The following is a 24563-nucleotide window of genomic DNA, read 5'->3' as shown; positions in this document are numbered from 1 at the left end:
CACAGTATGAGCGACTCCCCCGTTGCCGCCCCGACCGATGCCGAAATCTTCGAGCAGAAGGCGGTGCGTCTGGCGAAGCGCGAACGGCTGATCGCCGAACGCACGAATGCCGCCGGCGGAGCCTACCCGGTGAGCGTCCCGATCACGACCACGATCCCCGAACTGCGCGCCGAGTATGCCCACCTCGAGGCCGGCGAAGAGACCGGTATTACCGTGGGTGTGGCCGGACGCATCATGCACGCCCGTAACACCGGCAAGCTGTGCTTCGCGAGCCTCCAGTCGGGCGACGGATCCCGCGTCCAGGCCATGGTCTCGCTGGCCGAGGTGGGCGAGGAATCGCTCGCCCGCTGGAAGGACCTGGTTGACCTCGGTGACCACGTGTTTGTCTCCGGACAGGTCATCTCCAGCCGCCGCGGCGAGCTGTCGATCATGGTGACCGACTGGCAGATCGCCGCCAAGGCCATCCAGCCGCTGCCCAACCTGCACAATGAGCTCAGCGAGGAGAGCCGCGTGCGCGCCCGCTACCTCGACCTGATCGCCCGCGAGCAGGCCCGCAAGACTGTGAAGGATCGGGCCACCATGATGGCCAGCCTGCGTTCAACCTTCACCGGCCAGGACTTCCTCGAGGTGGAAACCCCGATGCTCCAGGTCATGCACGGTGGCGCGGCCGCTCGTCCGTTTGTGACCGAGTCCAACGCCTTTGACACCGAACTGTACCTGCGCATCGCCCCCGAGCTGTACCTCAAGCGTGCGGTGGTGGGCGGCATCGACCGGGTGTTCGAGATTAACCGCAACTTCCGGAACGAGGGTGCCGACTCGACCCACAGCCCCGAGTTCGCGATGGTTGAGGCCTACCAGGCCTACGGTGACTACAACTCGATCGCCGATCTGACCCAGGCCCTGATCCAGAACGCCGCGCTCGCCGTCGCCGACTCGCACGTGGTGACCTGGGCCGACGGCACCGAGTTTGACCTCGGTGGCGACTGGGACCGGATCGACATGTACACCTCGCTCTCCGAGGCTGCCGGTCGCGAGATCACCCCGGAAACCCCGATCGAGGAGCTCAAGGCCCTGGCCGAGGCCGAGGGTGTGGCGGTGGCCCACCCGATTCACGGCAAGTACGTCGAGGAACTGTGGGAGCACTTCGTGAAGGGTTCGCTGGTGCGTCCGACCTTCGTGATGGACTTCCCGGTGGACACCTCGCCCCTGGTGCGCGACCACCGCAGCAAAGCCGGCGTGGTCGAGAAGTGGGACCTGTACGTGCGTGGCTTCGAGCTGGCTACCGGATACTCCGAGCTGGTTGACCCGGTCATCCAGCGTGAGCGTTTTGTCGAGCAGGCCAAGCTGGCCGCCCGCGGCGACGACGAGGCCATGCCGGTGGATGAGGACTTCCTGCGCGCACTTGAGCACGGCATGCCGCCGTCGGGTGGCATGGGCATGGGGGTTGACCGACTGATGATGGCGATCACCGGTCTGGGAATCCGCGAGACCATCCTGTTCCCGCTGGTGAAGTAGGACAAATATCGAGAAGCCCCGGGTTTTCCCGGGGCTTTCGGTATTTAAGCGGGGACACGCCCCGGAGATGCGGACAACGCACAGGGTTCGGGCTTAGCGTGTCGCCATGTCTACCCCAGAAGAGAACCAGAACGGGACCCCGCGGGACTCCGATCCCACCGATGCCTCGACGCCGAGCCAGGCCCTGCCCGGGTTCCCTCCGCCGGAGCAGCCGCCCACCGCCTATCCGCCGCAGCCAAATCCGGCCGAGGGCGCCCCGCAGGCCTATCCGCCGCAGCCCGGCTACTCGCAGCCCGGATATGGGCAGCCCGCCGCCGAGCAGCCGGGCTACCCGCAGGCCCCCGGGGCCTATCCGCCGCCGCTGGGCAGCGCCCCGCCCGTGTCCCCGGGGCAGTTTGGCCAGCCCGTTCAGATTCCGCCCCAGGTGTCGCAGCCGCTAGCGAAATTCACGCTGATTCAGTACGGGGTCCTTGCCCTCGGCGCGTTGATCAACACCTGGGTCGGGTTGTTTACCGGTGGGGATCCCGCCCTGGCGCAGCTGGACAACAACTTCCTGGTCATCAGCGGGATCTTCGCCTCGATCTTCACCATCGCCATCGCCGCGGGTAGCGCCGCGCTGATCTTCTTCCCCGTGCGCCGTGGCCGCGCCTGGGGGCGCACGGTGGGCACGATCTTCGCGAGTTTCAGCGGCCTGTTTGGGGTCATTCAGCTGATTGGCTCGCTGATCGGGCTGGCCTCGGCCCCGGGCGCCGCCCTGCTGGGTATTGTGCTGGCGCTGGCCGCGGTCGCCGTCAGTGCCTACTGGCTGGTGCTCGCCTGGCGCAAGCCGCGCGTCTAGGCCGGCCCGCACCCGCGGCCCCGGATCGTGCTCACGATCCGGGGCCGCGGGTGTGTGCAATAACCGACAGCGTCGCGGGACCGCCGTCGCTCCCCGGCTAGCCTGAGCGCATGAGTGCCCTCTCCGCGTCTCCCGGTCGCCTCGTTCCGACGCGTTTTCGGCCGCTGCTGAACCCGCTTACCGCGCTGTTTGTGTCCGGGGCGACGGCGATGCTCGCCTCGATCTGGCTCTTCTATAGCGCCTTTGCCCTGCCTCTCAGTGTGACCCTCGCCCCCGGTGCGGCCACCCGTGCGGGGCACCGCACACCATTCGCGGACCTGGGGATCGGACGAGGGTTCCTGCTGGGGTCCACGATCGTCGCGGCCCTGGCCACGGTACTGGTCCTGGCCGTGGGATTTGTGAGCTGGCGCGGTCTGCGTACCGGGTTGCGTCGGGGGTCGCCGCGCGCGCGAATCGGGGCGAGTATCGGTGTGCCGATACTGATGGTGGTGGTGCCCGGCTGTCTTGCCGTGTTCGCGGCCCAATCGGGGCTGTCCCGGATCGCGACGACCATGCACGACACCCTTCCCACGCCTCTGGTTGCGTCGTCGGGAGTGCTGGGTCGGACCCTGCTCTGCCTGCTGTGGGGGCTGGTGCTGGTGCAGTGTGTGCTGTGGGTGGGAGCAGCCTGGCGCACGGCTACCCCGCCGCGGCGGCCCCGTCCCGAGACCCGAGGGGTGCGCGCCTGGTTTCTGGCACTCGGTGCCGTGGCCCTGGCCTGCCCGCCGGTCTTCGCGTTACTCGCCTGCGTCACCACCCTGGGGCGGGATCACGGGGAGTATTCGGCTCACCTCGGATTCACCGTGGGGCTCATCGTGCGCGGTGGCATGCTGATGCTCCTGTCGGCCGGGCTCCTGGTGTGGCTCGGTGCGCTGAGCGCACGCTCCCATCCGCAGACTCGGGCGGCGGGCACCATCGTCATGCTCACCGCGATGCTCTGGGGTCTCACCGGGCTGGTCTCTCCGGTGATGAGCACCCTTCAGGAGACGGGCGGTCCGGACGCCCGGGCCGCGATCCTGTTGCGGGTCATTATTCCCCTGGTCGCCGGCACCTGCGGGCTGGTCCTCGCGCGACGCCTGCCCACCGACGTGAGCCCCCGCCTGCCCGAGCTGAGCATGGGTGTCCCGGCGCACTCGTCAGTCTCGGGGGAACGGGGTACGATGGAAGCATCATGGACAACTTCTGGGTAAACGCGCTCTGGTCGGTCACCCCGACCATCCTTGTCGGTCTGGTGTTCTGGGCCATCGTGCGCTCGATCATCCGGGCCGACCGTGGCGAACGTGCGGCGTATGCGGAGATAGAATCGGTCGAACGCGTGCGTCTGGGCCTGCCGCCGGCACCGCGTCCCGGCAGCGCCGCCGCGAAGGCGTCCTCGCCCGAGTAGTCCGGTCTGCGGACCTGCGTGGCAGAACTTTCTGTGTGGCCCCTCACCTCTGGTGAGGGGCCACACGGCGTTTGGGGTACCTGCGCGTCTGGGCGTCATCCTCCGGCGGGGAGGGCGTGCGACGGATGACCCGCGTAGGTATGACAGGGCCCAACACGAAAACCCTCGCCGTGTTTATCGTGAGTTTCATGTCGACTCCGAATTCGCAGCCTCAACCCGTCAACCCGGCCCCGAGATTTAGTCCCGTGGGAGGGTCGAACCCGCAGGCACCCGCGTACCCTGAGCCGGAGGCTACATACCCCGCGCAGGCCCCGGCTGCGCCCGTGCCCTACCCGGCGCAGGGTCTGGCTGTCGGCTATGGTTATCCGGCACAGGGCCCGGCTGTTCCCTACGCCTACCCGGAGCAGGCCCCGGGAATGTCCGAGCCGGTGGCCAGTGTGCGCGGGATCTACGTGGACCCCACCGGCCTGAAAAAGCTGGTGCCGGCGTTTGCCAAGCACATCGCCTCCAGCTATCTCGCCATCGTTGTTATCGCGACCCTGTTGCTGCTGGCAAATATCTGGATCGGCTATTTTGCCTTCAGCTCGGTAAGTTCCCGCTACGAGAGCGGCGACGAGCTGCTGGCGGCGGCGCTGATTCCGGTGGTCGGATTTACCGTGGTGGTCCTCATCGTGAGCACCGCTGCCTGCCTGCTCGTGGTGATTCCGATGCGTCGAGGCCTGCCCTGGGCTCGTGTGCTGGGCACGGTGATCGTCTCGCTGGTGATCCTCGTCTCGTTCGCCGTGGTGATTACGATGGTGGCGGCCGCGGGTATTCGGGTGGGGATCCTCTGGATCGTGCTGCTGGCCACATCCATCGGATGGATCATTAATGCGTGGTCGGGCAAGGTTCCCGAGCCCAAGAAGCGGAAGCGGCGTGGCACAGGAGCCGCATGACCCGGCGAACGCGGCGCACCGCACCGTGATCGAACCGCGGACCGATTGATGCCGGGGTGTGGCCTCCTCATCGACGCGCCGGGCTCCCAATCGGGCCACGTAGCGGCGGATCCCGATCCGGACACGGCAGAAACTCGCGCGCATCACACCTGTTTGTCCGCGTCGGTTCGCTAAGCTGGCCTGACCCGGCGGAACCGCGCAGCAACGGCGTCTCCGCCCGATCGAGAGGAGAGCCGTGGGCCTCGACCTATTCCTGGGTGGATTCGGTCTGTGGAGTGCGCTCTACCTGGTCCTCGACATCACCATCCGCGTGATCGCGGTGATCGTGGTTCCGCGCAACCGCAAGCCCACCGCGGGCACCGCCTGGCTGATGCTGATCTTCATTCAGCCGGCCGTGGGCATGCTGATCTTCCTGCTGATCGGAAATCCGAAGCTCCCGCGTAAGCGGCGCAAGATCCAGGAGGAGATCAATGATGCGGTCAAGGCCGGCGTCGAGGCTCTCCCCAACCAGGAACATCAGCCCGGTGCGCCCACCTGGTTTAACTCGCTGGTTGAACTCAACTCCAACCTCGGCGCGCTGCCGCTGCTGGGCGGTAACACCGCGCGACTGATCCCCGACTACGACGGGTCGATCGCCGAGATGGCGCGCGAAATCGATACGGCCGTGGACTATGTCCACATCGAGTTCTACATCCTCTCCTACAGCGATAAGACCGAGGAGTTTTTCAACGCGATCGGTCGCGCCGTGGCACGCGGGGTCAAGGTGCGGGTGCTCTTTGACCACATCGCCACGCTGCGCTCGCCGCGCTACCGACAGACCAAGCGTCGCCTGGTCCAGGTGGGTGCCGAGTGGCACATGATGCTCCCGGTGCAGCCGCTGCGCGGAAAGTACCAGCGCCCGGACCTGCGCAATCACCGCAAGCTGATGATCGTGGACGGTCGAGTCGGCTATATGGGTTCGCAAAACCTGGTGGATCGGACCTACCTCAAGCGTGGCAACCTGCGCCGCGGCCTGAAGTGGAAGGACCTGATGGTCCGCGTAGTGGGCCCCACGGTGGACGCCCTGAACGTGATCTTCCTCTCCGACTGGTACGCCGAATCCGGCGAGATTATCGCGCTGCGCCTGGACATGGCCGAGGCCGTGCCCGAGGAAACCCCCAATGTGCTGGACTGTCAGGTGGTGCCCAGCGGCCCCGGATTCGACGGGGAGAACAACCTGCGTCTCTTCCTCGGCCTGCTCTATGCGGCGCAGAAGCGCATCGTGATTACCAGCCCGTACTTTGTGCCCGACGAATCGATCATGTACGCGGTGACCACCGCGGTGCAGCGCGGGGTTCCGGTGGACCTGTTTGTCTCCGAGGAGGGCGACCAGGCGGTCGTCTTCCACGCCCAGCGCTCCTACTATGAGGAGCTGCTGAAGGCGGGCGTGCGCATCTTCATGTATCCGGCCCCCTACATCCTGCACTCCAAGCACTTCACCATCGACGATGACGTGGCCGTGATCGGCTCCTCGAATATGGACATGCGCTCGTTCGGCCTGAACCTCGAGGTCTCGCTGCTGGTGCGCGGGGCGTCCTTCGTGGAGGAGATGCGCGGGATCGAAGACCAGTACCGGGCGATGAGCCGCGAACTGACCCTCGAGGAGTGGGAACGGCAGCCGCTGCGCTCCACCGTGCTGGACAACCTCGCCCGGCTCACCTCGGCGCTGCAGTAGCGCGCCGTTGCCGCACCGGGCGGCTGCTACCGTAGAGATATGACTACGCCCCCGCGCCCGCCGATGACCCGCGCCACCATTATCGGAATCATTCTGGTGGTGGCCAGCCTCGCCGCCGGGATCGTCTCGACCCTCTCGGGAGATGTGACGATCAAGGCCATCGCGCTGGGGATTTCGTTTGTGGCCCTGGTGGGTGCCGGTGTGGTGATCGGAATTCAGGTGGCCGCCGAGCGTCGCAAGGTGAGTGCCGCACGCCGTGCCGCGGCCGCCGAGCGCGCGGCCGGAGACGGCTCTCCCCAGTCCTAGACGCGGAAACTCCGCGCGTTTCCCCCGATGTCACGCCCACGGCGAACAGGGGACTATTGAGCGCTTCGGCGCGTTATTCTCGATGTAACGACGCCGACCCACGCCGCGGCGTTTAAGGAGTGAAATGTTCGAGAGATTCACGGATCGTGCCCGTCGCGTTGTCGTTTTGGCCCAGGAAGAGGCCAAGATGCTCAACCACAACTACATCGGGACCGAGCACATCCTGCTCGGCCTCATCCACGAGGGTGAGGGGGTTGCCGCCAAGGCACTCGAATCCCTCGGGATTTCGCTTGACGCCGTGCGCGAGCAGGTGCAGGACATCATCGGTCAGGGCCAGCAGCAGCCCACCGGTCACATCCCGTTCACCCCGCGCGCCAAGAAGGTGCTTGAGCTCAGCCTTCGCGAGGCCCTGCAGCTGGGACACAACTACATCGGGACCGAGCACATCCTGCTCGGCCTGATCCGCGAGGGTGAGGGTGTTGCCGCCCAGGTTCTGGTGAAGCTGGGTGCCGACCTCAACCGCGTGCGCCAGCAGGTCATCCAGCTGCTCTCGGGTTACCAGGGCAAGGAGACCGCCTCGGTCGGTGCCGGTGCCCCCGAGCAGGCTGCGCCGCAGGGTGGCTCGGCCATCCTCGACCAGTTCGGCCGCAACCTGACCCAGGCCGCGCGCGACAACAAGCTGGACCCGGTCATCGGCCGGGAAAAGGAGATCGAGCGGGTCATGCAGATCCTCTCGCGTCGTTCCAAGAACAACCCCGTCCTGATCGGTGAGCCCGGTGTGGGTAAGACCGCCGTGGTTGAGGGCCTGGCCCAGGCCATCGTGGCCGGCAACGTGCCCGAGACCCTGAAGGACAAGCAGGTCTACTCGCTGGACCTCGGTTCGCTGATCGCCGGTAGCCGCTACCGCGGTGACTTTGAGGAGCGCCTGAAGAAGGTCACCAAGGAGATCCGCAACCGCGGAGACATCATCATCTTCATCGATGAGATCCACACCCTGGTGGGTGCCGGTGCCGCCGAGGGCGCAATCGACGCCGCGAACATCCTCAAGCCGCTGCTCGCGCGTGGTGAGCTGCAGACCATCGGTGCGACCACCCTGGACGAGTACCGCAAGCACTTCGAGAAGGACGCCGCCCTGGAGCGCCGCTTCCAGCAGATTCAGGTGGGGGAGCCCTCGCTGGCTCACACCATCAACATCCTGAAGGGTCTGCGCGACCGCTACGAGGCCCACCACAAGGTGTCCATCACCGATGGTGCCATCGTCGCCGCTGCCAACCTGGCCGACCGCTACATCTCCGACCGCTTCCTGCCGGACAAGGCCATCGACCTGCTCGACGAGGCCGGCGCACGCCTGCGCCTCTCGCTGCTGTCCAGCCCGCCCGAGCTGCTTGAGTTCGACGAGAAGATCAACGATGTGCGTACCCGCAAGGAAGACGCCATCGAGGGTCAGGACTTCGAGAAGGCCGCGTCGCTGCGCGATGAGGAGAAGAACCTTCTCGGCGAGCGTCTGCGCCTGGAGAAGAAGTGGCGTTCGGGCGAGGTGACCACCGAGGCTACGGTCGACGAGGGTCTGATCGCCGAGGTGCTCGCCCAGGCCACCGGTATCCCGGTGTTCAAGCTCACGGAGGAGGAGTCGGCACGTCTGATCTTCATGGAGAAGGCCCTGCACGAGCGGGTGATTGGCCAGAACGAGGCGATCAGTGCGCTCTCGCGGACGATCCGTCGTACCCGTGCCGGCCTGAAGGACCCCAAGCGTCCCTCCGGTTCGTTCATCTTCGCCGGCCCCACCGGTGTCGGTAAGACCGAGCTGGCCAAGGCCCTCGCCGAGTTCCTGTTTGACGACGAGAACGCGATGATCTCGCTCGACATGTCCGAGTACGGCGAGAAGCACACCGTCTCGCGTCTGTTTGGTGCTCCCCCCGGATTCGTTGGATTCGAAGAGGGTGGCCAGCTGACCGAGAAGGTGCGCCGCAAGCCGTTCAGCGTGGTGCTGTTCGATGAGATCGAGAAGGCTCACCCGGACATCTTCAACTCCCTGCTCCAGATTCTGGAAGAGGGCCGGTTGACCGATGGTCAGGGTCGCGAGATCGACTTCAAGAACACCGTCATCATCATGACCACGAACCTCGGTTCGAAGGGCATCGCCGGTGGTCCGGTTGGTTTCCAGGCCTCGGGCGACTCCGCCGCGACCTACGACATCATGAAGGGCAAGGTGAGCGAGGAGCTGAAGAACCACTTCAAGCCCGAGTTCCTGAACCGCGTGGATGACGTGATCGTGTTCCCGCAGCTGAACAAGCCCGAACTGCTCCAGATCGTGGACCTCTTCATCGGCCGCCTGCGCGACCGCCTGATGGACCGCGACATGACCATCGAGCTGACCCAGGCCGCGAAGGAGAAGTTGATCGACATCGGCTTCGACCCGAGCCTGGGTGCCCGGCCGCTGCGTCGTGCGATGCAGCAGCACATCGAGGACCAGCTCTCCGAGCGCATCCTGCACGGTGAGCTGGGCGCGGGTGACCACATTCACGTGGACGTGGCGGACAACAAGTTTGTGTTCACCACCTCCCGCCAGGCCAACGCGCTGGACGCTTCGCTGACCAACGTCGCCCCGGCCATCGGCACCGGCCCGGCCACCCCGGACCTGCTCTCCTCGGGCGAGTAGTCCACGACAGATAGAACCGGCCCATCCCTCTGGGGGTGGGCCGGTTTTGCGTGTCAGGGATGTGTGTGCGGCCATCCGAGCCGGGGCGCGAGTCCTCCGTGTCCGCCTCGGTTGCGCCAGATTGGTTGGCCGGGTCGCCCGGAATCGCGGGGAATCAGGTGGGGCGGGCATCGGTGTCTGACGCACGGGTGAGGCCTCGGGGTTAGCGTGGAAGTGTTGGCCCGTGCTGTCCCCACCACGGTGCCAATGTTTCGGCCCCGCGACCCGTATCCCCTTCCGACGAGTCGCGGGGATCGTAACCCGGGGCGATCGGGAGGGCACAATGACCGGCCGACAGAGTGAAGCTCCCATTGCGGTGGTCACGGGTACCCGCGCCGAAACCATTCGGCTGGCCCCGATCATTCGACGACTGCACGGGCGGGCCAGGGTGTTCCACACCGGGACCCTCGCCGAATCCGGTCTCTCGGGCCGATTCTTTGCGGCGCTGGGACTGGGCACACCGGATGTGGTACTCAACGGTGCCCCCGGGCGCTCTCCGTCGGATCAGATCGGTGCCGGCCTGATCGATCTGGGTGCCCAGTTTTTGGAGAGTCCCCCGGCCGCGGTGATCGTGTTTGGTCAGACTCCGAGCGCATCGATGGGGGCGCAGGCCGCACGCTACGCGGGAGTTCCGGTGGTGCAGGTGGGGGCCGGGATGGCGGCGCAGGGTCGGGACCAGCCCGACGAAACCACTCGTCTCGTGGTGAGGGCCCTCGCCGATCTGCACTGTGTCGCCACCCCGGAGAACGCCGAAAACCTACGGATCGCCGGGGTCGATCCGGCACGGATCCGGCTGACCGGGAGCACCGGCGTGGAGTCGACCCGGCTGGCCCTGTCCACGGTGGTCCGGGACCGTCTGATCCCGGACGCCCCCAGCGGTTATGTCCTTGCCACCATCGCCCATCCGGAAAACATCGGCGATGCTGACACCCTCACCCGCATTCTCCGGGTGCTCGGGCAGGGAGCGTTGCCCGCGGTGCTGGCGCTGCACCCGCGCACCGCCGAGGCCGTTACCCGGTTTGGGTTGGAGGACCTGCTGACCCCGTTGCAGGTGCGCCGGAATCTGGGCTATCGGGCCTTCCTGGAGCTCGCCGCCCGCGCCCGGCTGCTGATCACCGACTCCGATGGGGTGCAGGAGGAGGCCACGGTGCTGGGCAAACCGGTGCTGGTTCTGCGTCGAAACACCCGCTATCCGGAGGCAATCACCACCGGATTTGCCGTCCTGGTCACCCCGGGGATGGATCTCCGGCTGGAGGTCGCCCTGGCCCTCGCCGATGTGGATGGGGCGGCACGGCTTGCCGGCCGGGCATCACCCTTCGGAGACGGACACGCAAGCGAGCGTATCCTGCGGCACACCGTGGCGCTGATCGGTGAGCAACGTTCGCGCCTCCGGGGATAGCGGATGCTGCATCCAATCCGCTGCGGGATTCTGCCGGGATCCGGGTATAGCCTGGCTGTATGAGTACCAATCCCACCTCGTATCGGGTTCGCCCGGCCACCACACGCGATATCCCGGGAATCATGAGCCTGATGCAGCCGTTCGTGGAGCGTCGCATCCTGCTGGGGAAGGAACGGGTGGTGTTTTATGAGGCGGTGCAGGAGTTTGTGGTCGCCGAGAATGCCGAGGGGCACCTGGTGGGTGCCGGGGCGCTGCACGTGATGTGGGAGGATCTGGGCGAGATCCGCACCCTTGCCGTGGACGAAACCCTGCGTGGCGCGGGGGTGGGGCACCTGATCATGAGCGCGCTTGAGGAACGTGCACTCACGCTGGGTCTGAGCCGGCTGTTTTGCCTGACCTTTGAAACCGCCTTCTTCTCCCGACACGGCTACTCGGCGATCGAGGAGAGCATCGTGGATGCCGATGTGTATGCGGAGCTGGTGCGCTCACCCGATGAGGGTGTGGCGGAGTTCCTGGATCTGGCACGGGTGAAACCCAATACCCTGGGGAACACCCGAATGCTCAAGCACCTCGCCTAGACGGGGTTTCTTCACCGAGTATCCCCGATAATCTCCCCCGGGTTCGGCGCTCCTGCCGAGCCGGGAGAATCGCGCAGATATCCTGGTTTTATGAGCTCTTCAGCACCCGATTCCGGTCGCCCATCCAAGCAGGTTTATGCACGGCGGCGGCTGTTTGTGTTGCTGGGGCTGGTCGCGGTCATTGCGGTCATCGTGCTGTTGATTGTGCAGCCGGGATCCACCTCGGATGTGCCCAAGGCGTCGGTGCCGGTGGTGACACCCACCGAGACGCCCGCCCCGGGAGCCTCCGGTGCCCCGTCGGCGAACCCCTCGGGGGCACCCACGGATGGCGCATCGGCCCCGAAGTGCTCCTCGAAGGTCATCGTGGTGAGTGCGATCACCGATAAGGGCGACTACGCGGCGGGGGAGAAGCCTCAGCTACGAATGTCGATCACCAATACCGGCAGCGAGGCGTGCACGATCAACGCGGGCACCAGCAAGCAGTCGTTTACGATCCTGAACGGCGACAACAAGGTGTGGACCTCGACGGACTGCCAGGTTGAGCCCAGCGATCAGAATTCGGTGATTGAGTCGGGGCAGACCGTGCAGTCGGCCGAGGCAATCGTGTGGGACCGTACCAAGTCCACGGCGGACACCTGCGAGGGCAACCGGGACCCGGTTCCCGCCGATGGTGCCTCCTATCAGCTGTCGGTGAGCATCGACGGGATCAAGAGCACCAACGCCAAGCGATTCGTTCTCGAGTAGGAACCCTGGGAGAATAGGGGCATGGCAAAAAAGAAGCAGCCGTCGTTCCGTTCCGAACCGCTGGCCGAGGCGCTGGCCGAGCAGGATATGGCCAAGGTGGCGTTTGCGCTGCGCAATGACAGTTTTGTGGTGCCGCTGATGAAGCCGCGCACAAGCGATAAGCCCACGGCCGAGCAGTCGGCCGATGTTTGGCTGTACCGCGCCCCCGATACCGGGAAGGTGGCGCTGCTGCTGTTCTCGGATGCCAAGAATAAGCCCGAGGCCCTGCCGCCGTTTGTGGCGCTGCATAAGGGCCTGTGGCTGCATGATTTCCTGCGCACCCACGGATCCGAGATCGACACCGTGTTCTTTGATATTGCCGGACCGCACCCGCTGCAGGCACCGGCCGCGGAGATCATGCGGGTCCTGGATATCTAGGTTGCCGCCGGCCAGGTTGTGGCGTGGGTGCGCACCTTTGTGGTCGAGACTCGGTGTGGTCGAGACCTGGTGTGGCCGAGTCCCGGCGAGCTTGGATTCCGGGGTCGGCTAGAACGCCGCGTCGAGTTCCTTTTCCCGGGTGGTCGCGGCTGCCTTACGCGCCTGCCGGAGGGCCTCCTGGATCCCCTCGGACTCGTGGTCAACGATGCGTGAGTAGCCGAGGCGCTCGGCCTCGGTGCGGCGCTGCCGGGCGGAGACCACGGGCCGGATTTCCCCGGCCAGCGAGATTTCCCCGATCGCCGCAAACGAGTGCGGAACGGCGAAGTCCTTGACCGCCGAGGCAATCGCGATGGCGATCGCGAGGTCTGCCCCGGGTTCGGTAAGGCGCACCCCGCCCACGGTGGACACATAGACGTCCTTATCGGAGAGCTTGAGGCCCGCTCGGCGTTCCAGGACGGCGAGCAACATCGAGACTCGTGAGGTGTCGACCCCGTTGGTGACCCGGCGCGGGTTGGGGGCCGAGGAGGACGCGACCAGCGCCTGCACCTCCACCGGAAGCGGGCGGCGGCCCTCCATCGCGACGGTCACGCAGGTGCCCGACACCGGGGTGCCGCGGCTGATGAACAGGGCGCTGGGATCGGGAACCTCGGCGATGCCGTCTCCGGCCATCTCGAAGCAGCCCACCTCATCGGTGGGGCCGAAGCGGTTCTTGAGCGCACGCACGAAGCGCAGCGCGGTTTGACGGTCGCCCTCGAAGTGGCAGACGACGTCGACCAGGTGTTCCAGCAGTCGGGGACCGGCGATGGTGCCGTCCTTGGTGACGTGACCAACGATCAGCACCGGCAGGTTGCGTTCCTTGGCCACACGAACCAGCGTCTGGGCGACCTCACGCACCTGCGAGGGCTGGCCGGCCAGTCCGTCGGACTGATCGCTTGAGACGGTCTGGACGGAGTCCACGATCAGCAGCTGCGGATCAATCGATTCCACCTGCCCCAGCAGCACGCCGAGGTCGGTTTCGCTGGCGATGTACAGGGTGTCGACCAGGGCTCCGGTGCGCCGTGCTCGCAGCGACACCTGGCCCACCGACTCCTCGGCGCTCACATAGAGGACCCGGGCTCCCGAGCGGGCGACCCGCGCCGCAACCTCCAGCAGCAGCGTGGACTTACCCACGCCGGGCTCACCCGAGAGCAGAATGGCCGCCCCGGGGACGATGCCGCCGCCAAGCACACGATCCAGCTCGCCGATGCCGCTGGGCCAGTGGGTGAGCGCGTTTTCGGTGATCGTGGTGATGGGCCGGGCGCTACGCTCGGCCGACACATTGGCCGCCTGCACCCGCGAGGAACCGGGCTGCGCACCCACCTCCTGGACCGTGCCCCACTGCTGACATTCCCCGCAGCGGCCCACCCATTTGGCGGCGTGCCAGCCACACTCGGTGCAGACATATGCGGAGGTGATCTTGGCCATACCCTCAGCGTACCCGGGACCCCCGACCGCGCCGCGGTTGATGCCTGTTCTGTGGACAAAAACGATTCATCCACAGCCGCTCGACACGCCGAACACGCGCAAAAGTGGCCTCGATTCGCGCCCGAGATGCGGATATCGTAGACTCTTTCTCGGTGACGTGTCCGAGCGGCCGAAGGTGCAACACTCGAAATGTTGTGTAGGTTCACCCCTACCGCGGGTTCAAATCCCGCCGTCACCGCCACTAAAACCCCCTCCGTTTTGCGGAGGGGGTTTTGCTTTGGGTTCGCCACGGTCATGCTCGAAGTCAGCGCCACTAAAGCCCCGCTCCTCGGAGAGGGTCTTTTGCTTTGGGCTCACATCGCCGAGCCGCCTAGATTTGGTAGTCGTCGGCGCTCGCGACCATCGCTGCCGGGCGGCGACGTCGGGGCATGCGTTGCTGGCTCACAAGGATGCCGATCACCACCACAACGGCACCCACGGGCTGATACCACGCGAGCTTCTCGCCCAGCACGAGGACCCCGAGGCCGATCCCCACAACGGGCGCAATGTAGGTGACCGTGGAGGCGGTGGTCGCGCCCCAGTGGGCAACGATGCTGGCGTTCCAGACATAGGCCAGCCCGGTGCCGAACGCTCCCAGAACAACCATTGACGCGACCACCGCCGGCGAGATGACAAACACCTGGGTGGCTATCGCGGGGCTGAGAATCAGCATCACGACCGCGGCCATACCCACCTGGGCGGTCGCGACGGGGATCGCGTCGAGGCCCCGAGGAGAGACGAACCGGCGCATATACACGAACGCAATCCCGTAACTCAGTGTCGCTCCCAGACAGGCGAGATAGCCGAGCGGGCCGGTTTCGCCGTGGAATCCGGTGAGCGGATCGAGGACCAACAGGATGCCGATGAACCCCACGCCGAGCCCACCCGCCTTCCAGCGATCCGGTCGCTCGGACGGAAGCGCCAGCAGTGCGACAGCCATGGTCATCAACGGCGTTGTCGCGTTGATGATGCTCGCCACACTCGACGGAACGTGCTGCTGCGCCCAGGCGAACAGCAGGAACGGCACCACACAGAGCAGCATGGCGACCACAAAGAGGTGAGCCCAGATGCTCCCGCCGCGGGGGAGCCGTTGGCGGCCGACGAGGCAGACGATCGCCAGAACCACCGCGCCGATCACCAGACGGCCCAACACCACCTGCGTCGGTGAGAGGCCACGCAATCCAATATCGACGAGGAAAAAGCTCGACCCCCACACCACGGCGAGCATCACGTAGTGAAGCAGCGTGCGACGCGAGGACGCCGATCCATCAAAAGCTAAAGTCATATCCTCATGGTCGAGGACATCCGCATGCGACGCTGGCGGAAATCGGACACAGCGAGCTCACCTCGAACTACGTTCTTTCGAAGCGGAGAATCTCGGCCGGGCTGCCCGGCTAGCGCGCGGCGGCCGCCGTGCGCGTCGCCAGTGTCGCAAACGCATCGCGCAGCTCGGGCGGACCCACCACCTCGATGGCGCAGTCAAAGCGGCACAGCGCCGCGGCGAGGGATACCCAGGACCAGGAGCCCGCCTCCAACCGGCAGCGACCCGGCCCGAGGTCCGTGAGGGTTCCGTCGCCCACAAACGGCCGCACGTCGCGCGCGGGAAGGGCGAGGATCACCGTTCCGGTGCACGGCCAGACGTTTTCCCGTTCGGACCCCTTGAAGCGTGCCGACACAAAGGCCGAGACGTCGCCTCCGGGAACCTCGCGCGGGGTGAAGCGGGGGCCACTCGGGGTGCGCGGGGTGATCCGGTCTACGCGGAAGAGCCGCCAGCCGTCACGATCGAGGTCCCAGGCCACCAGGTACCATCGCCCGGCCACGGTCACCAGGTGGTGTGGTTCGACCCGGCGCGCAGGCTCGGGGGTGGCCCCATCGAGGGCACTGCGCGTTAATTCGGGGACGAGGGAATCCCGCGCCGATCCCGTCTGATCCGAGGCAACCGAGGCAACCGGGGTGCCCGGGGCAACCGATGCAACCGGGGCAACCGGAGCAACGTCGGTACCCGGGGCATTCGACGCGACAGGCGCCACCGGGGCGTCTGCGACGCTCGGGATCGCGCCCCTCGCGTAGTCGAAGCGCACCACCGCGCGTGCGCGCACCGCGGCCGAGAGCGTGAGCAGTACCTCGGGCGTCGCGGGGGAGGGCTCCGCCTGTCCCGGACCCGCGGGCAACGCCGTGAACTCCAGGGCATTCAGCCGGTGTCGCAGTCGGGACGGCATCACCTGGCGCACGGTGGTCAGCGCTCGCAGAGCCGCCTCCTCGATGCCCGCGCCGGTCACGCTCGCCGCCTGGAGGGCGAGGGTGAGCGCCACCACCTGGTCGTCGTCAAAGAGGAGCGGCGGCAGCTCGTTGCCCGCATCCAGGCGGTAACCGCCGTCGGGCCCCATCGTCGCGTCGATCCGGTAACCCATCTCGCGCAGCCGGTCGATATCCCGGCGCACGGTTCGGTGACTGATCTCCAGACGCTCGGCCAGCACCGCCCCCGGCCAGTCCCGCCGAGTTTGCAGCAGGGACAGCAGGGTGAGCAGTCGCGAGGTGGTGGTCATGTCCCGATCCTATGCACAGTCGAGGACCAAAACTGTCCTATATGGGCGGGAGCATGGGAATACCGGGGGATTCCCGGCCCGAGATTTAGGAGCGAACATGACCATCCAGACCACCACCCACCTCAACTTCCACGGCGACGCCCGGCAGGCACTGGAGTTCTACGCCGCGGTATTCGGCGGACAGTCGACCATTGCCACCTACGCGGACTTCGGGATGCCCGCTGAGCTGCCCGGCGCACAAGACGTCGTGTTCGGCCGAGTCGAATCCGATCGGGGCTTCCGGGTCATGGCCTACGACATTCCCGGATCAACCGGGGGATCGGCGGCGCAGGGCGGCACCACCCATCGCGAAAACGGCACCACGATCACCACGTCGCCGTTCTTTGTCTCGGTCCGTGGCGAATCGCTCGCCGAGGTCACCGGCTACTGGGAGGCACTCTCCGCCGGCGCCACCATCGTGGAACCACTGGCGGCCTCCGCCTGGAGCGCGGGCTTCGGGATGCTGACCGACCGCTTTGGCGTCACCTGGGTAATCGACGTCGCCGCCTAAAACCGGACCGGCCGTGGCTCGAGAGCGCCACGGCCGGCCCGGTCTCCACCGGGCATCGACCGCCTTGTCCTCGACGCTTCCGAGCCATGGCGGCGGTGCCGAATCTGACGTAGGGTTACCGCACTATGAACGAGAAGCGGGGAACTCACGATGATCAAAACGGCATACAACATGGGCGAAAAGGAGGGCATGGTCGACAGCCCGGAGGCTCATTCGGCATCGGCGGCATCGGCAGCGGAGGCGGAGGCGGCGGTGGCGGGCAGGCCCAGGACCTGCGGCGCAGAGGTCCAGCTGAACCGGCCAACCCGGTCGTCATATCTGACGGAGCGGGAACGGCATGGCACCAGCGGCTGCACCTTCTAGCCTCACTGGAACCCGGGTGGAATGGGGTGAACAGTTCGCGTATCGCGCCTGCGGCGCTCGCCGGTGCGGCGCGGATATTGGAGGTCGTCGCCCTCGAAGTTGACCCGTTGCCCACGATTGGGCCGACCGAAGAGGGAGGGATCCTGATTGAGATTTTCGATGGGGCCCAAATACGCTCGGCGGAGATCCTCTCCTCGGGGGAAATCGAGCTCTTCCACATGCGCGTTGATGATGCGGGAGGCACGCACCTCAAGACGCAGGACGGCGCAGCTGCGGCCCGATTCTTGATTGGGCGACCATGAACCGGAGGGACCAGACGGGCACAGATGCGGGAGAATTCGAGATCCACGACGACGCCGAACTGCTGTTCCGCCAGATCGTCGAGTGGATGGTGGTGGATGGCGTGGTCCTCTCCGCCGTGTTTGGGCCGTCGCCTCATGACCAGGGGAAACCGTCGTACTCGCGTTCGTCGATAGTGACAGCCCAGGGTGCGAAGAATTGGCACAACGCGCATGCGCGAAGCCGATCCCGAGAGGTGTGGGCCGTATCCGTTGGCGAAGCTTTACACCATGACCTCCGCGCGATAGACGATAGCAAGGTGCGAAAAACCGGTGAGATCCAGGCTCCGGGTCACTGCTTTATTGACTTTCGGGAGCTTACCCGCAACCAGATCAAGGAACGAAGATTTCGTCTGTACGTCACTGCACGTCGCCGGGGAGCGGTGCCGACCGCGCCCTAACCGGGTAGCGCGCGGCCCACACCCGCAACCGATGCATGCAATTTCGGACAACGGGGTGTACTTCCCAGGTTCAGCTTTGCCACAGTACGTAGATGAGTGCGCGCCCGTCGGTACAGCCCGAGAGCTTTCGGGAGCGCAAGCGCGCCGTGGTGGATGTCACCCTGCTGGTGTGTGCGGCACTCGGAATTCTGGTGGGGATCGTCATGATGACGGATACCCCGTGGGATCACATCGACCAGTCGGATCACCTGCGCACCTTCGGCGGGGACTACCAGCGCCTCCCGTTCGAGTTCTATCCCTACCCCTAGGTCTGGCAGGACGGACACCAGTAGGTGTCCCGTTCGCGCGTCGGATCGGCACCGAGCCGGCCTTTTAGGATACGTGTTCCGCAGCGGCGGCACGGCTTATGCTCGCGTCCGAATACCCAGTCGGTTTGGCCCGGGCGATCGATCCCGGTGGTCACCCGCTTGGGCCGGTCCCGGTTGGCACGGATCAGTCGAGCCGAGAGGTCAACCAGTGGCACCAGCTCCACATCGGCGACGCGTCGAGTGGGCAGGACCCCACGTAGGAAACAGATCTCATTGACATACTCGTTGCCGAGGCCCGCGATGTTGCGCTGATCCATCAGCGCCACATGGATGGCCCGCTCGGGCTCGGCACCGAGCCGAGCAACCGCCTCGGGGGCGTCCCACTGGGCGGTCAACGGGTCCGGGCCGAGGAAGGCCAGTTCGCTCTCCTCGCGGCTACGCGGGTACAGCTTCACAAACCCCAGCTCGAAGCCCACGGCCTGATACTGCTCGGTCGTGATGACCGCGCGCGCCTGATAGGCCGGTCGCCGCCACACCGACCCCGGCCGGTACAGGTGCCAGGACCCCTCCATCCGCAGGTGGGTGTGCAGGGTGAAGTCTCCCACCCGCATGAGCAGGTGCTTGCCGCGGGCGGCCACGGATTCGATCCGCGATCCGGTCAAATCGCTGGTGGCCAGGTCCGGGACGCGCAGGTCCCAGCCGGTCACGATCTGCCCGGCCAGCGCCGCATCAAGGTTTCGTGCGGCGCGAAACAGCGTATCGCCCTCAGGCATATCGGCCTCCCTCGTCCTCGATTGTGCCGGTGCTTATGCCCGGTGAGGGCATGAGCCGGATCGACACGACAGTGCGCGCGTTCACGCGATCCCCCGGCGGATGCGCAGACCCTTGGGGGTATCGGAGAAGCCGGCCGCTCGCAGCACCAGCGCCGCGGGGCTGGCATGCACCGCGCCGCCGTTGAACTTCTCGATCGCCAGCTTGTCCACGTGTCCCGCGCGCACCAGCGCCACGAGCGAGGCGGCGGCCAGCGCCACCCGGTCGGGATCCGCGGTAAAGGTCAGCAGCGACTTTCCGCCGCGTTCGAGGTACAGCACCAGGTCGCCGTCCACCAGGGTCACCAGGCCGCCGGCCTTGCGGCCCGGACGATGGCCGGTGGGCACCGCATCCGGGGTAGGCCAGGGGCTCTCGGCACCCGCCGCGGGCCAGGGGAGCGCCGCGCCAAACGGGTTGGCCGGGTCGGTGGCCGCGAGCGTGCGAACCCGCGGGGGTGCGGGGTTGGGGTCGGGCAGGATCGCGCGACGCAGACGGTCCACACTCGATGCCTGCGCGAACTGCGCACCGCCCAGGCCCTCGATGAAGTAGCCGCGACGGACCCGCCCCGCGGATTCCATCTCGGCGAGCACCCGATAGGCCAGCGCAAAACCGCCCGCCGCACCCTCGGCCATGACCGAGCCGCGGGTCAGCACGCCGTAGCGTTCGAGCAGCAGTTCGGCATCGGCGGCCCCGCGCACGGTGGGATCCACAATCGGTGCGGGGAGCAGTGACCAGCGCCCCGACAGGTGCGGCGGTGCACCCTCGCGAGGCACGCCGTACGTGCTGCGCCGGGGGAGTACCGGGCGGCGAGCGGAGACGCCGGCCGCGGAGGAGCGCTCGCCGAGGCCGGTGCCCTCGGGCTCGGCGTCGGATGCGACGTCAGAGAATCCGGATTCGCGGGGACCGATGCTCTCGTTCCCCGTATCGTCGTCCGCCAGCGCCTCATCCCGGAAGGACACGGCCCCGCCCGGACCCAGCGCTCGTGCACCGCCGCCGGGTACCCCGTAGGCACCGGCCCCGTTCATCGGGACCGCGCCGCCGAGCGAGCGCGCCCGCGACAGGCGCGACCGGTTCAGCCGGGCCCGAGGCGCCGGAGCCGCCGCCTTGTGGGCACCGCGTCCGGCGGTGAAACCACGCAACGGGGCGAGAGTGTCTCCGGCGACCAGGCCGGCCCAGACCAGTTCCCACAGCACCTCGTCCAGGCGCGCCGCGGAGATTTCGGGCAGCGCCTGCTGGAGCTGAGCAAAGAAGAATGCGCCGCCGCCGGCGAGGACGTCGAGGACCGCCGCGTGTTCGGGACCGTGATCCGGCTCGGCCGGGGGTGCGGCGAGCGTGTAGGGGGCCAGGTCTGCCGGATGCAGCGCGATCCAGCCGTCGCGCGCCCCGAGGCCGCCCATGCCCGACCAGATGACCTCGCCGCTCGCGGTGAGCCGATCCAGCAGCGCCGGAGTGTAGTCGCGCACCCGCAGCGGCAGGATCAGGGTTTCCCAGGCGGAGGCGGGCAGGTAGAGACCGGCCAGTTGGTCCACGACGCTCAGCACGCCGTCGATCCCGTGGAGGTCGCCGCCGAGACCGTGCCAGTCGTCGAGGAAGCGGGCGAAGGTATCCGGGGAGACTGGTTCAACCTCCTGGCGGAGCGCGGCCAGCGAGCGCAGCCGTAGACGGCGCAGGACCTCGGCATCACACCACTCGGCGGCGCGGGCTGGATCTTCGAGCTCGATCGACACCTCGGGCAGGAACTCGCCCCGCACCAGGCGGCGCGCATCGGCCAGACGTCCCAGCGTATGGGTGACCACGGCGATCCCCAGCCCGAATCGGTCGGCCACCGCCCCCGCCCGGAACGGACCGTGGCTGCGCGCGTAGCGGCCGATCAGGTCGCCCAGCGGATCGGGCACCGCCTCGGTGAACGCGGTGGGTACCCCCGGGGGCAGGGGGACGCCCAGGGCGTCGCGCACGCGGGAGGCATCCTCGATGGCGATCCAGTGAACAATGCCACGCACCGGGACCGGCAGCGCCCGACGGGTGCGTTCGAGTTCGCTCAGGTAGCCCTCGGCTTCGGTGAGGGACACCGGGGGGACGATCGGAGTTTCGGGATCGGTCGGCTCGCCCTCGGAATCGGCTCCGGACGCCGGAGCGGTGCCGGAACCGGCCTCGGCTTCGACAGCGGCCCCAGCCCCGGCTTCGCCTGTCGCCGCCCGCCCCGGCACGGTCGCCCCGGGAGCGACCTGGCGTGCCTCGGCCGGGCGCAACCGCTCGGCCACCTCATCGGCTCGCAGCGGTCCCAGCAGGCGCAGCAGGTCGGCGGTGCCCTCGATCCCGCGCAGGCGGCGTTCGGGGTCGAGACGCTGGAGCTCGGCCTCGGTCTGGGCCAAAACATCGGGATCCAGCAGCTCGCGCATTTCTACGCGGCCCAGCAGTTCGGCCAGCAGCTGCGGATCGAGGCTCAGCGCGGCGGCCCGCCGCTCGGCGATCGGCGCATCCCCCTCGTACATAAACGCGCCCACATAGCCAAACAACAGCGCGGCCGCGTAGGGGCTCGCCGATTCGGTCTCCGTCTCGGCGATGCGCACCGAACGCGATTCCAGCCGCTTCGCCAGGTCGATCAGCGCGGGGACGTCATACACATCCTGCAGGCACTCACGCACGGCCTCCAGCAGGATCGGGAAGGTGGGATAGTTGCGGGCCACATCCAGCAGCTGCGCCGAACGCTGACGCTGCTGCCACAGCGGCGCACGCTTGCCGGGGTTGTAGTTGGGCAGGAGCAGCGCCCGGGCGGCGCTCTCCCGGAATCGGGAGGCAAACAGGGCCGAGGATCCCACCTCGGCGGTCACGATCTCCTCGAGCTCGGCCGGATCAAACAGGAACAGGTCGGCCCCGGGCGGCTCGGCCTCGGCGTCCGGCAGGCGCAGCACGATTCCGTCGTCGCTGGCCACCGGGGTGCCGTTGATGCCCAGACGCTCCTGCAACCGCGCGCCCACCGCGAGTGCCCAGGGCGCGTGCACCTGCATGCCGTAGGGGGAATGCAACACGATCCGCCAGTCGCCCAGCTCATCCCGGGTGCGCTCGACCACGAGGGTGCGATCGGTGGGCAGCGTGCCGGTCGCCTCCTTCTGGGCGGCGAGGTAGGCACGCAGATTGTCGATGGCAAAGGGGTCGAGTCCGGCGGCGCTCAGCCGGGTGGCCGCAGGTTCGGGATCCAGCGCCGCGATCTCCCGGGCGAATGCCCCCAGCGCCTTGCCCAGCGCCGCGGGACGGCCCAGGCCGTCGCCGCGCCAGAACGGCAGCCGTCCGGGTTGTCCGGGCGCGGGGGTGACGATCACCCGGTCGTGGGTGATCTCGCGGATCTTCCAGCTCGTGGTTCCCAGCGCAAACACGTCGCCCACCCGCGACTCGTACACCATCTCCTCATCCAGCTCGCCGACCCGCGAACCGGTGCCACCCTCGCCGTCGCCGATGAGGTACACCCCGAACAGACCGCGATCGGGGATCGTGCCTCCGGCGATGACCGCGAGACGCTGTGCGCCCGGGCGTCCGGTCAGGGTGCCGTCCTCGCGGTCCCAGACCACGCGTGGGCGCAGCTCGGCGAACTCGTCGCTCGGATAGCGGCCGGACACCAGGTCCAGCACCGCGTCAAACGCCGCCCGCGGGAGGGCCGAGAAGGGGGCGCTGCGCCGGACGGACTCAAACCAGTCCTCCACGGCGATGGGTTCCAGCGCACACACGGCGACGGTCTGCTGGGCCAGGATGTCCAGCGGATTGCTGGGCACCCGAAGCTGTTCGATCTCCCCGGCGAGCATCCGCTCGGCCGACACCGCGCTGGAGAGCAGGTCGGAGCGGTGCTTGGGATAGAGGAACCCGCGCGAGACCTCGCCCACCTGGTGTCCGGCACGTCCGATGCGCTGGAGTCCGGCGGCCACCGAGGGCGGGGACTCGATCTGAATGACCAGATCCACCTCGCCCATGTCGATGCCCAGCTCAAGGCTTGAGGTAGCCACCACACAGCGCAGACGGCCGGTTTTTAGGTCGTCCTCGATCTCCGCCCGCTGCGCCTTGGCCACCGAACCGTGGTGGGCGCGGGCGAGGATCGGGGCCTCGGGATCGATGCCGTTGGTCTGCCCGCTGCCACCCACCAGCTGCGCGGGCGGGAGCAGGGTATCGCGGTCCGGGACGGCCGAGCCCAGCCGGGCCGCATACTGCTCGTTGAGCTGCGCGGTCAGGCGCTCGGCCAGGCGACGCGAGTTTACAAACACGATCGTCGAGCGGTGTTCGAGGATCCGCTCGATCACCGACTCCTCAATAAAGGGCCAGATCGATCCGGGCCGATCCACCTCGGGGGGCGCGGCTCGGGCATCGGGTTCGGCCGTCAGATCGATAAAGCCGTCGTCCTCGGTGTGCAGCGGCCCGTGTTCGGTGGGGCCCTCGGACACCGCGTACCGCGGCAGGTCGGTCATATCCGGGACCGGCACGATGACCCGCAGGTCAAACTTCTTCTGCGAGACGGGCTTCACGATGGTGACCGGGGCCGTGCCACCCAGAAAGCGCGCGACCTCGGCCTCGGGGCGCACGGTGGCGGAGAGCCCGATCCGCTGCACGGGTTCGGGAACCAGCGCATCCAGGCGTTCCAGGCTGAGGGCCAGATGGGCCCCGCGCTTGGTTGCGGCGACCGCGTGGATCTCGTCGATGATGACGGTATCCACCCCGCGCAGGGTTTCCCGGGCCGAGCTGGTGAGCATCAAAAAGAGCGACTCGGGGGTCGTGATCAGGATGTCCGGCGGATTCTTGATCAGCGCTCGCCGCTCGGCCGCCGGGGTGTCCCCCGAGCGGACCCCCACCCGCAGATCCCGAACCGCGATGCCCTCGCGCTCGGCTGTGCGACGGATGCCGCTGAGCGGGGCGCGGAGGTTGCGTTCCACGTCGACGCCGAGGGCCTTGAGCGGGGAGATGTAGAGCACCCGGGTGGTGGTTTCCGGCGGCTCGGTGGTGGCCAATCGGTCCAGGGCCCAGAGGAACGCCGAGAGGGTTTTCCCCGAACCGGTGGGGGCGATGACCAGGGTGTTATCGCCGCCGGAGATGGCCTTCCAGGCACCGGCCTGGGCGGCCGTGGGCGCGGCAAAGGACTCGGTGAACCAGGTCCGAGTCGCCGGGCCAAACCCGGTCAGTGCCGCGCGGGCCACGGC

General features: G+C 67.3%; 20 protein-coding genes and 1 tRNA gene. 16 read left to right on the top strand and 5 right to left on the bottom strand.

Translation table 11 applies throughout. The features are described from left to right. Window positions 1-6 precede the first annotated feature (6 nt). The 12 genes from lysS (at window position 7) to M2390_RS14350 (ending at window position 12567) form a co-directional block, all read left to right on the top strand. The gene (gene lysS, locus M2390_RS14405) at window positions 7-1515 is read left to right on the top strand and encodes a lysine--tRNA ligase (RefSeq protein ID WP_259179724.1); all 1509 of its coding nucleotides are present in this window, start codon (window positions 7-9) and stop codon (window positions 1513-1515) included. A gap of 106 nt (window positions 1516-1621) precedes the next feature. After that, window positions 1622-2353, top strand: coding sequence for a hypothetical protein (locus M2390_RS14400; protein WP_259179722.1), 732 nt, complete (start codon window positions 1622-1624; stop codon window positions 2351-2353). A gap of 110 nt (window positions 2354-2463) precedes the next feature. Then, the gene (locus M2390_RS14395; protein WP_259179721.1) at window positions 2464-3582 is read left to right on the top strand and encodes a hypothetical protein; all 1119 of its coding nucleotides are present in this window, start codon (window positions 2464-2466) and stop codon (window positions 3580-3582) included. Then, window positions 3564-3776, top strand: coding sequence for a hypothetical protein (locus M2390_RS14390; RefSeq protein ID WP_259179719.1), 213 nt, complete (start codon window positions 3564-3566; stop codon window positions 3774-3776). Before M2390_RS14395 ends, M2390_RS14390 begins: the two co-directional genes overlap by 19 nt. A gap of 323 nt (window positions 3777-4099) precedes the next feature. After that, window positions 4100-4711 carry a hypothetical protein gene (locus M2390_RS14385; protein ID WP_259179716.1) on the top strand — a complete coding sequence of 204 codons (612 nt, stop codon included), beginning with the start codon at window positions 4100-4102 and terminating at the stop codon, window positions 4709-4711. A 235-nt stretch (window positions 4712-4946) separates the two neighbouring features. Continuing rightward, window positions 4947-6425 (top strand): cardiolipin synthase, encoded by a 1479-nt coding sequence (gene cls, locus M2390_RS14380; RefSeq protein ID WP_245991868.1) that lies wholly within the window; start codon window positions 4947-4949, stop codon window positions 6423-6425. A gap of 39 nt (window positions 6426-6464) precedes the next feature. Further along, on the top strand, window positions 6465-6731 hold the full coding sequence (locus M2390_RS14375) for a hypothetical protein (RefSeq protein WP_259179714.1): 267 nt from the start codon (window positions 6465-6467) through the stop codon (window positions 6729-6731). Window positions 6732-6855: 124 nt separating this feature from the next. Further along, on the top strand, window positions 6856-9390 hold the full coding sequence (locus M2390_RS14370) for an ATP-dependent Clp protease ATP-binding subunit (RefSeq protein ID WP_259179712.1): 2535 nt from the start codon (window positions 6856-6858) through the stop codon (window positions 9388-9390). 322 nt (window positions 9391-9712) lie between these two features. Further along, window positions 9713-10828, top strand: a complete 1116-nt coding sequence (locus M2390_RS14365) for a UDP-N-acetyl glucosamine 2-epimerase (RefSeq protein ID WP_259179711.1) — start codon at window positions 9713-9715, stop codon at window positions 10826-10828. Window positions 10829-10887: 59 nt separating this feature from the next. Then, the gene (locus tag M2390_RS14360; RefSeq protein WP_259179707.1) at window positions 10888-11406 is read left to right on the top strand and encodes an amino-acid N-acetyltransferase; all 519 of its coding nucleotides are present in this window, start codon (window positions 10888-10890) and stop codon (window positions 11404-11406) included. Between the two features lie 90 nt (window positions 11407-11496). Then, window positions 11497-12150: a hypothetical protein gene (locus M2390_RS14355; protein ID WP_259179704.1), complete on the top strand. Its 654-nt coding sequence runs from the start codon at window positions 11497-11499 to the stop codon at window positions 12148-12150. 21 nt (window positions 12151-12171) lie between these two features. Next, window positions 12172-12567, top strand: coding sequence for an SseB family protein (locus M2390_RS14350; RefSeq protein WP_121687542.1), 396 nt, complete (start codon window positions 12172-12174; stop codon window positions 12565-12567). Window positions 12568-12675: 108 nt separating this feature from the next. Here the strand turns inward: M2390_RS14350 and radA are convergent, their stop codons facing one another. Next, window positions 12676-14031: a DNA repair protein RadA gene (gene radA, locus M2390_RS14345; protein WP_259179702.1), complete on the bottom strand. Its 1356-nt coding sequence runs from the start codon at window positions 14029-14031 to the stop codon at window positions 12676-12678. 151 nt (window positions 14032-14182) lie between these two features. Here radA and M2390_RS14340 point away from each other — a divergent pair. After that, window positions 14183-14272 (top strand) — tRNA-Ser (locus M2390_RS14340). Between the two features lie 129 nt (window positions 14273-14401). Here the strand turns inward: M2390_RS14340 and M2390_RS14335 are convergent. Both M2390_RS14335 and M2390_RS14330 read right to left on the bottom strand, forming a co-directional pair. Further along, window positions 14402-15355, bottom strand: coding sequence for a DMT family transporter (locus M2390_RS14335; RefSeq protein ID WP_259179700.1), 954 nt, complete (start codon window positions 15353-15355; stop codon window positions 14402-14404). A gap of 109 nt (window positions 15356-15464) precedes the next feature. Next, on the bottom strand, window positions 15465-16616 hold the full coding sequence (locus tag M2390_RS14330) for a YafY family protein (RefSeq protein WP_259179698.1): 1152 nt from the start codon (window positions 16614-16616) through the stop codon (window positions 15465-15467). Window positions 16617-16713: 97 nt separating this feature from the next. Between M2390_RS14330 and M2390_RS14325 the strand changes: the two genes are divergently transcribed. From M2390_RS14325 to M2390_RS14315, 3 genes are all read left to right on the top strand, one after another. Beyond that, window positions 16714-17166 carry a VOC family protein gene (locus M2390_RS14325; protein ID WP_259179697.1) on the top strand — a complete coding sequence of 151 codons (453 nt, stop codon included), beginning with the start codon at window positions 16714-16716 and terminating at the stop codon, window positions 17164-17166. A 661-nt stretch (window positions 17167-17827) separates the two neighbouring features. Next, complete coding sequence (locus M2390_RS14320; RefSeq protein ID WP_259179695.1) at window positions 17828-18268, top strand: hypothetical protein; 441 nt, start codon at window positions 17828-17830, stop codon at window positions 18266-18268. A 92-nt stretch (window positions 18269-18360) separates the two neighbouring features. Next, window positions 18361-18576 carry a hypothetical protein gene (locus M2390_RS14315; protein WP_259179694.1) on the top strand — a complete coding sequence of 72 codons (216 nt, stop codon included), beginning with the start codon at window positions 18361-18363 and terminating at the stop codon, window positions 18574-18576. Here the strand turns inward: M2390_RS14315 and M2390_RS14310 are convergent. Together M2390_RS14310 and M2390_RS14305 are read right to left on the bottom strand one after the other, a co-directional pair. Beyond that, the gene (locus tag M2390_RS14310; protein WP_259179693.1) at window positions 18573-19349 is read right to left on the bottom strand and encodes a DNA-formamidopyrimidine glycosylase family protein; all 777 of its coding nucleotides are present in this window, start codon (window positions 19347-19349) and stop codon (window positions 18573-18575) included. The two genes, M2390_RS14315 and M2390_RS14310, sit on opposite strands and share 4 nt — an antisense overlap. 81 nt (window positions 19350-19430) lie before the next feature. Beyond that, entirely contained in the window at window positions 19431-24560 is a 5130-nt protein-coding gene (locus tag M2390_RS14305; protein ID WP_259179692.1) for a DEAD/DEAH box helicase, read from the bottom strand. Window positions 24561-24563: the final 3 nt, after the last annotated feature.

This window comes from Mycetocola sp. BIGb0189 (assembly GCF_024810155.1).
GTDB lineage: Bacteria > Actinomycetota > Actinomycetes > Actinomycetales > Microbacteriaceae > Mycetocola > Mycetocola lacteus.
Note: the sequence above shows the minus strand (reverse complement) of the source record. Positions and strands in the feature narration are given on the sequence as shown.

What these genes read in the sequence shown, in the direction of transcription:
- M2390_RS14390 (WP_259179719.1), top strand. Translation starts at nt 3,564, where the DNA reads ATGGACAACTTCTGGGTAAACGCGCTCTGGTCGGTCACCCCGACCATC.
- M2390_RS14370 (WP_259179712.1), top strand. Translation starts at nt 6,856, where the DNA reads ATGTTCGAGAGATTCACGGATCGTGCCCGTCGCGTTGTCGTTTTGGCC.
- M2390_RS14310 (WP_259179693.1), bottom strand. Translation starts at nt 19,349, where the DNA reads ATGCCTGAGGGCGATACGCTGTTTCGCGCCGCACGAAACCTTGATGCG.
- M2390_RS14365 (WP_259179711.1), top strand. Translation starts at nt 9,713, where the DNA reads ATGACCGGCCGACAGAGTGAAGCTCCCATTGCGGTGGTCACGGGTACC.
- radA (WP_259179702.1), bottom strand. Translation starts at nt 14,031, where the DNA reads ATGGCCAAGATCACCTCCGCATATGTCTGCACCGAGTGTGGCTGGCAC.
- M2390_RS14320 (WP_259179695.1), top strand. Translation starts at nt 17,828, where the DNA reads ATGAACCGGAGGGACCAGACGGGCACAGATGCGGGAGAATTCGAGATC.
- M2390_RS14400 (WP_259179722.1), top strand. Translation starts at nt 1,622, where the DNA reads ATGTCTACCCCAGAAGAGAACCAGAACGGGACCCCGCGGGACTCCGAT.
- lysS (WP_259179724.1), top strand. Translation starts at nt 7, where the DNA reads ATGAGCGACTCCCCCGTTGCCGCCCCGACCGATGCCGAAATCTTCGAG.
- M2390_RS14330 (WP_259179698.1), bottom strand. Translation starts at nt 16,616, where the DNA reads ATGACCACCACCTCGCGACTGCTCACCCTGCTGTCCCTGCTGCAAACT.
- M2390_RS14355 (WP_259179704.1), top strand. Translation starts at nt 11,497, where the DNA reads ATGAGCTCTTCAGCACCCGATTCCGGTCGCCCATCCAAGCAGGTTTAT.
- M2390_RS14335 (WP_259179700.1), bottom strand. Translation starts at nt 15,355, where the DNA reads ATGACTTTAGCTTTTGATGGATCGGCGTCCTCGCGTCGCACGCTGCTT.
- M2390_RS14375 (WP_259179714.1), top strand. Translation starts at nt 6,465, where the DNA reads ATGACTACGCCCCCGCGCCCGCCGATGACCCGCGCCACCATTATCGGA.
- M2390_RS14325 (WP_259179697.1), top strand. Translation starts at nt 16,714, where the DNA reads ATGACCATCCAGACCACCACCCACCTCAACTTCCACGGCGACGCCCGG.
- M2390_RS14350 (WP_121687542.1), top strand. Translation starts at nt 12,172, where the DNA reads ATGGCAAAAAAGAAGCAGCCGTCGTTCCGTTCCGAACCGCTGGCCGAG.
- M2390_RS14360 (WP_259179707.1), top strand. Translation starts at nt 10,888, where the DNA reads ATGAGTACCAATCCCACCTCGTATCGGGTTCGCCCGGCCACCACACGC.
- M2390_RS14395 (WP_259179721.1), top strand. Translation starts at nt 2,464, where the DNA reads ATGAGTGCCCTCTCCGCGTCTCCCGGTCGCCTCGTTCCGACGCGTTTT.
- M2390_RS14315 (WP_259179694.1), top strand. Translation starts at nt 18,361, where the DNA reads ATGAGTGCGCGCCCGTCGGTACAGCCCGAGAGCTTTCGGGAGCGCAAG.